We start from the raw sequence: 7,144 nt of genomic DNA, 5'->3' as shown, positions 1-7,144 counted from the left end.
CGGTAGGACTCGGCCAGGTGCTTCGTCACCGCCTTGCGCTCACCCATCGTCAATCCCATCCCTCAAGGATGTCCGCGGCCAACGTCCCGGAGCTTTTCCCATGAGGCAACGTATCCGGCTACGCGGAGGTTTTTTATGAGTCAACGCGGTGTCTGGTCTGGCGGTTGCCGCGCGCGTACGGTGGGTGCATGGCTCTTGAAATCCTTGGGACCGTGCTTGCCTGCCTGGCGGTGATCGTCGGGTTCACGCTGGCGGGGATGTCCGCGCTGCGGCGGGGCGTGAGCCCGAAAGGCGCCACCGGAACGCTGGGCAGTGTGCTGGGCATGATGGATCCGGCCACCGGCGCCCCCACCCGCCAGGAAGCGGCCGCGGCCCGGGAGGAACTCAAGCAGCAGCGGCACGAAGCGAGCCAGTCCGGCACCGGCCCGGATCACAGCGATCCCTACAGCGGCCGGATCACGTTGCCCGCAAAGACGGCTGCGGAGCATCAAGTCAAGGCCCCGGACACTATCTGAGACAGATTCCCCGCCGGCCGCGGCTGCGGGTAGCATCCTTAGGGAAGAAAGTAACCCGGCTCACAGTATCCAGCGCAGTGTACGAGCCAAGTCCTCTCGAAAGATGTTTCCATGGCTGACACTGCAATGCACTCCGGCGCCGATCTCGCCGCCGAACTCCGGGCCGACGTCCGCCGGGTGTCCACACTCCTCGGCGAATCCCTCGTCCGCCAGCACGGCCCCGAGCTCCTGGACCTCGTGGAGCAGGTGCGCCTGCTGACCAAGGAATCCAAGGAAGCCGCCCGCGGCGGTGCGGACGCCACCGGGCCCTGGAGCTCGTACGACGTCGTCGCCCAGGTCCGCGAACTGCTCGGCTCCCTGCCCCTCGAGCAGGCCACCGACCTGGTCCGCGCGTTCGCGTTCTACTTCCACCTGGCGAACGCCGCAGAGCAGGTCCACCGGGTCCGCGGCTTGCGCACCCGGCAGGAGAAGGACGGCTGGCTCGCCAAGGCCGTCGAGGAGATCGCGGACCAGGCCGGCAGCTCCGTGCTGCAGGAGGTCGTCAACGAGCTCGACGTCCGTCCCATCTTCACCGCCCACCCCACCGAGGCCTCCCGCCGCTCGGTGCTGGACAAGGTCCGGCGGCTCTCCGACATCCTCTCCGAATCCACGCTGGAGGGCACGTCCGCGCGCCGCCGCCAGGACCGCCAGCTCGCCGAAGTGATCGACCAGATGTGGCAGACGGACGAACTCCGCCAGGTCCGGCCCACCCCCGTGGACGAGGCCCGGAACGCGATCTATTACCTCACCGGCATCCTGGGCGACGCCATGCCGGAAATGCTCTCGGACCTCTCCGAACTGCTGTCCGAGCACGGCGTCAGCCTGCCAGCGCAGAAGGCCCCCATCCGCTTCGGCTCCTGGATCGGCGGCGACCGGGACGGCAACCCCAACGTCACCGCCGCCGTCACCCGGGAAATCCTGCAGATCCAGAACCAGCACGCCGTGCGGATCAGCATCGGCCTGATCGACGGGCTGATCTCCATCCTGTCCAACTCGACCGCGCTCGCCGGGGCGGACCAGGAGCTGCTGGACTCGATCGACGTCGACCTCGGGAACCTGCCCGGCCTGGACCGCAGGGTCCTCGAACTGAACGCCCAGGAGCCGTACCGGCTCAAACTCACCTGCATCAAGGCCAAGCTGCTCAACACCGCCCGGCGCGTTGCGGCCGGATCGGCGCACGAGCCCGGCCGCGACTACACCGCCACCGCGGAGCTCCTCGCCGAGCTGGGCCTGCTGGAGCGCTCGCTCCGCAACCACCACGCCGCACTCGCCGCCGACGGCGCCCTGGCCCGGGTCCGCCGCGCCATCGCCTCATTTGGCTTGCATCTGGCAACCCTCGACATCCGCGAACATGCAGACCACCACCACGACGCCGTCGGGCAGCTGATGGACCGCCTCGGCGGGCCCGGCGTCCGGTACGCGGAACTCAGCCGCTCCGAACGGCTCGAGGTGCTGGGTTCCGAGCTCGCGTCCCGCCGTCCGCTGTCCGGCCATCCGATCAAGCTCGACGGCGTGGCCGACGGCACGTACGACGTCTTCCGCGAGATCCGCCGCGCCCTGCGCACCTACGGCCCGGACGTGATCGAGACCTACATCATCTCCATGACCCGCGGCGCGGACGACGTCCTGGCCGCGGCGGTGCTGGCCCGCGAGGCCGGGCTGGTCAGCCTCTTCGGCGAGGCCCCGTACGCCAGGATCGGCTTCGCACCGCTCCTGGAAACTGTGGAGGAACTGCGTGCGTCGGCCGAGATCGTGGACGCGCTGCTCTCCGACTCCTCCTACCGCGAACTGGTGCGGCTGCGCGGGGACGTGCAGGAAATCATGCTTGGATACTCGGACTCCAACAAGGAATCCGGGGTGATGACCAGCCAGTGGGAGATCCACAAGACGCAGCGCAAGCTGCGCGACGTCGCGGCGAAGCACGGCGTCCGGGTGCGGTTGTTCCACGGCCGCGGCGGGTCTGTGGGCCGCGGCGGCGGGCCGACGTACGACGCGATCATGGCCCAGCCCAACGGGGTGCTGGAAGGCGAGATCAAGTTCACCGAACAGGGTGAGGTCATCTCGGACAAGTACTCGCTGCCCGAGCTCGCCCGCGAGAACCTGGAGCTCTCACTCGCGGCGGTCATGCAGGGATCCGCGCTGCACCGCACGCCGCGTACCTCGGAGGACCAGCGCGAACGCTACGGCCACGTCATGGAGACCATTTCCGACGCCGCCTTCGCCCGGTACCGGACCCTGATCGATGACCCGGACCTGCCGGCCTACTTCATGGCGTCCACCCCGGTGGAGCAGTTGGGGTCCCTCAATATCGGTTCCCGGCCCTCGAAGCGGCCCGATTCCGGCGCGGGGCTCGAAGGCCTGCGGGCCATCCCGTGGGTGTTCGGCTGGACGCAGTCACGGCAGATCGTCCCGGGCTGGTTCGGCGTCGGCTCCGGGCTCAAGGCCGCCCGCGAAGCCGGCCACTCGGCCCAGCTGGTGGAAATGATGGACGGCTGGCATTTCTTCCGCTCGGTGCTCTCCAATGTGGAAATGACCCTGGCGAAGACGGACATGGACATTGCCGGTTACTACGTCTCGACCTTGGTGCCGGAGGAGCTGCACCATCTCTTTCGTGCCATCCGGGCCGAGTACGAGCTCACCGTCACCGAGATCCAGAACCTGACCGGCGAGGACCTGCTGCTGGACGCGCAGCCCACGCTGAAGCGTTCACTGGAGATCCGGGACCAGTACCTCGACCCGATCAGCTACCTGCAGGTGGAGCTGCTGCGCCGCGTGCGTTCCCAGGCCGCGGGGGAGAGCATGCCCAACGGCGAGATCGACGAACGCCTCCAGCGCGCCATGCTCATCACGGTCAACGGCGTGGCGGCCGGCCTCCGCAACACCGGCTGACACCGGCTGGGGGTCCGCCGTAAGGTCCCGATAGGGTTGGGGCATGCCGTCGTTCCAGACCAGACTGAAGATCACCGGGCTCAAGCCGGGCAACCCGCCGGAGGCCGTGATGGCTGCGGCTGTCGAAGCGCTGGAGACGCGGCACCACGTTGAGGCGAACCAGCTCGACCTCGCCGGAGGCGTTCCTCAGCTGAACCTGCGCTTCCTGGTCGAGCCCACCTCCTACAGCGGCGAGAACAGCCAGGCGCTGGAGTCGGCAGCGATGATGCGCGACGCCGTCGAGCGCGTTGCGGTGACCGGAAACCTCATGGTGCTCCGCCGCAACCGCGGCCGCTGGGCGCCCGTGTAGGCAGGGGCCGGGCGTCGGGCTCAGAAGTCCAGTTCCTCCTCGGGCCCGTCCACCACCGGGGAACGGTTGCCGCGCTTGCGCGTGACAATCACCCCCACGACGGCGCCGACCAGCATCCCGACGCCGACCCCGATCAGTGAGCTCGCCCAGAACGGCAGTCCGGTGGCGGCGCCGGTGGCATAGCCGAGGCCGACGGACCAGATGGCCCAGAGGAGGCCGCCGAGTGCTGCGCAGAGGCTGAAGCCGCGGGTGGAAACGTTGGCGATGCCGGCGGCGGCCGTGGTCGCCAGGCGCCCGCCGGGGATGAACCGGATGCCGATGATGGCCCCGTAGGTGGTGGACCGGCCGGCCTTCCCGATCGCTGTGTGCACGGACTGGTGGAAGGCCCGGCCCCACCGCCAGCGGTCCAGCACATGGCTCAGGCGCCGTTTGAAGAGCTGGAACACCAGGATGTCGCCGAACCAGGACGCCACCGCGGCGAGGAGCACCACCAGGAACACATTGGCGCGGCCGACGGCGGACAGGGCGCCCCCGGTGATGACCACCATTTCGGACGGAAGCGGCGGGAAAATGGCATCGCCCATGACCACCGGGATGATCCAGAAATAGATCGCGTCCCCCCAGCTGTCAGCGTTGCCGAAGTCCATGGGCACAAGGTACCGCACTTCCGGCCGGACGCCGGTCCATGACGGGTGCGGGCTTGCGCGGCTTTATGGGAGGGCCGGCTGCGGGCCTCATCATGTGGCTTGGCGGGCCTCGGTGAGCTCCAGCCCGCTGCGGTACTCCACCGGGTTGCCGGTGATGGGGTCCACGAACCGGATCCCGCGGGCCAGGAGCTGGAGCGGCTTCGAGTAATCGTCCGGCGCCTTGTCCAGCAGCTCCGGGTAGAAGGCGTCGTTGACGATCCCCAGTCCCAGCGAGGCCATGTGCACCCGGAGCTGATGCGTCTTGCCCGAGTGCGGCTCCAGCCGGTACAGCGCACGGCGCGGGGCGGCGCCGTCGGACGCGTTGCTGGGGATGCCGGCACCGGGGGTAGCCGGGGTGGGGCCGGCGAAGGTCCGCAGCCGTTCGATCCGGGTCTCGGCGTTGGGTTCGCCGTCGATCACCTCGGCCAGCAGGTAGCTGCGGGACTTGGTCATCCGGTTCCGGACCACTGCGGGGAAGTCGACGGCGGCGTGCCCGGGCGCGGGCTCCGCGGCGGACACGCACTCGTACTCCTTCTGGACCTGGCGCTTCTCGAAGAGCACCTGGTACTTGCCCCGCGTTTCGGGATTCGTGGAGAGCAGCAGGATTCCGGCGGTCATGCGGTCCAGCCGGTGCATGGGAATGAGGTCCGGGAGGTTCAGCTGGTTCCGGAGCCGGACCAGAGCGGATTCCTGGATGTAGGTGCCGCCGGGCGTGGTGGGGAGGAAGTGCGGCTTGTCCACGACGAGGAGGTGTTCGTCCTGGTGCAGGATGGCCAGCTCGACCGGGATCCGTTGCTCCGGCGGCAGGGTGCGGTAGTACCAGATAAAGGTGTGGTTCCGCAGCGGGGTGGCGCGGCTGAGCGGGATGCCGGCCTCGCCCACGATCTCGCCGGCGTCGAAGCGGTCCTCGATGCCCTGCGGGTCGATGTGGCCCCAGCGGTGCATCATGTAGTCCATGGCGGTGTCCCATGGCCCCTCGTCCGGGAGGCGGAGGCGGGTCGCGTTGACGCCGTCGCGCACGGGCAGGGGGGATTGCATCACCGGTCCATTCTACTTTGCCGCCCGGTTGCGCCCGCGTGGGTGGGGCCAGCGGCGACCTCGGTGCAGACAAGCTCCCACCGACGGTAAAAAAGTTCTTGACAAATAAAACTGTCGGTGGCCAGAATGGTGGCATGTTGGACATCGAAGTGATCGAAGACCCGGCCGCTGCGGAGGCGTCCCTGGACCCGATCCGGACCCGCATCCTGATGGAGCTCGCCGAGCCTGGCTCGGCCACGCAGCTGGCCGCCAGGGTCGGCCTGCCGCGGCAGAAGGTGAACTACCACCTCAAGGCCCTGGAACGGCACGGGCTGGTGGAACTGGTGGAGGAGCGCCGGAGGGGCAACGTCACGGAACGCATCCTCCGGGCGAGCGCAGCCTCCTACCTCATTTCCCCTGCGGCGCTGGCGTCGGTGGCCCCGGACCCGCACCGGTTCTCGGACCGCTTTTCGGCCTTCTGGCTGCTGGCCCTGGCCAGCCGCATGGTCCAGGAGACGGGCCGGCTGATCGCCGGAGCCGCCGCAGCAAAGCAGCCGCTGGCCACCTTCGCCATCGACGGCGAGATCACCTTCCGCACGGCCGCGGACCGGGCCGCCTTCGCCGAGGAACTCGGCGTCGCCGTGACCAGGCTCGTGGACAAGTATCACGACGGCGGACCGGCGGCCCAGGGGGCGGGCGGTGCCGCGGGGCGCAAGCACCGCCTCGTCGTCGCGCTTCACCCTTCGCTCAAGACATCACCCAAGAACCCATCAGCTAAGGAGCAGGACAATGACTGACAAACGGAACTTCGACATCATCGTGGACACGGAACTGCCCGGCACCCCCGAGCGGGTCTGGGAAGCTGTCACCGCCGGCACGCCGGCGTGGATGTTCCCCACGGACGGGTGGCCGGCCGTGCGCACGGTGGAAGAGTACCCGGCCCATTTGGTGTCCCGGATGGACGGCCCGGACGGCTGGTTCAACCAGTTGGAGCACGTCCTGGAACCGCTCGACGGCGGCCGCGCCCGGCTGCACTACGTCCACAGCGGCATCTTCGCCGAGGACTGGGACCAGCAGTACGACGGCGCCAGCAAGCACACGGAGTTCTACCTGCACACCCTCGGCCAGTACCTGCAGTACTTCGACGGCAGGCCGGTGGTCTTCACCGACGTCCAGGCACCTTCGGCCTCGGCGGCCCCGGACGGCTTTGTCCGGCTCAAGAAGGCCCTGGGCGTTGAGGGGGCGGCGGCCGGCCGTGCCGTGGAGCTGGAGCTCGACGGCGTCGGGAAGCTCTCAGGTGAGGTGGACTTCGCCAACGAGAACTTCCTTGGCCTGCGCACCGCGGACACTCTGTACCGGTTCTTCGGCCGCAATGCCTTCGGCGCCACGGTCGGCATGACGGTCCACGACTTCAGCGGCAGCGGGGATTCCGAAACCACGGCGAAGGCCTGGGGCGGCTTCCTCGAGAAGGTCTATGCCTAGCCGGTTGGCATCTCGCGGCCAGCGCGGCGGCCCGGAACCCCTGGCGACATTCCAGAAACCCGCCGATGCGCGGAATCCCCGGCGACGCTGGAATATCGCAGCGTCAGAAACGTCGCGCATCGTGGGCGAGGAGCCGCGTCGCCACGCCCCTTCCCGGGTAGCGCCGG

Annotated in this window: 7 protein-coding genes; 5 read left to right on the top strand and 2 right to left on the bottom strand. The window is 68.8% G+C overall.

Annotated features, from left to right (window positions below; genetic code table 11):
• The first annotated feature begins 188 nt into the window (after positions 1 to 188).
• The 3 genes from AC1DC5_RS18740 to AC1DC5_RS18730 all read left to right on the top strand — a co-directional run bounded on the left by AC1DC5_RS18740 (position 189) and on the right by AC1DC5_RS18730 (position 3,792).
• On the top strand, positions 189 to 515 hold the full coding sequence (locus AC1DC5_RS18740; protein WP_476866157.1) for a hypothetical protein: 327 nt from the start codon (positions 189 to 191) through the stop codon (positions 513 to 515).
• A gap of 111 nt (positions 516 to 626) precedes the next feature.
• A complete protein-coding gene (gene ppc / locus AC1DC5_RS18735) occupies positions 627 to 3,443 on the top strand; it encodes a phosphoenolpyruvate carboxylase (protein WP_476866156.1) in 2,817 nt (938 codons plus the stop codon).
• Between the two features lie 43 nt (positions 3,444 to 3,486).
• Positions 3,487 to 3,792, top strand: coding sequence for a hypothetical protein (locus tag AC1DC5_RS18730; protein WP_224048488.1), 306 nt, complete (start codon positions 3,487 to 3,489; stop codon positions 3,790 to 3,792).
• A 20-nt stretch (positions 3,793 to 3,812) separates the two neighbouring features.
• Here the strand turns inward: AC1DC5_RS18730 and AC1DC5_RS18725 are convergent, their stop codons facing one another.
• Both AC1DC5_RS18725 and AC1DC5_RS18720 read right to left on the bottom strand, forming a co-directional pair.
• On the bottom strand, positions 3,813 to 4,439 hold the full coding sequence (locus tag AC1DC5_RS18725) for a DedA family protein (RefSeq protein ID WP_476866155.1): 627 nt from the start codon (positions 4,437 to 4,439) through the stop codon (positions 3,813 to 3,815).
• 90 nt (positions 4,440 to 4,529) lie between these two features.
• On the bottom strand, positions 4,530 to 5,516 hold the full coding sequence (locus AC1DC5_RS18720) for an RluA family pseudouridine synthase (RefSeq protein ID WP_476866158.1): 987 nt from the start codon (positions 5,514 to 5,516) through the stop codon (positions 4,530 to 4,532).
• A gap of 134 nt (positions 5,517 to 5,650) precedes the next feature.
• Between AC1DC5_RS18720 and AC1DC5_RS18715 the strand changes: the two genes are divergently transcribed.
• Entirely contained in the window at positions 5,651 to 6,292 is a 642-nt protein-coding gene (locus AC1DC5_RS18715) for a helix-turn-helix domain-containing protein (RefSeq protein WP_476866154.1), read from the top strand.
• Positions 6,285 to 6,977, top strand: a complete 693-nt coding sequence (locus AC1DC5_RS18710; protein ID WP_476866153.1) for an SRPBCC family protein — start codon at positions 6,285 to 6,287, stop codon at positions 6,975 to 6,977. Before AC1DC5_RS18715 ends, AC1DC5_RS18710 begins: the two co-directional genes overlap by 8 nt.
• Positions 6,978 to 7,144: the final 167 nt, after the last annotated feature.

The organism is Arthrobacter sp. 10L424, assembly GCF_056395325.1.
The sequence above is the reverse complement of the archived record's forward strand: the minus strand, read 5'-3'. Positions and strand labels throughout refer to the sequence as shown.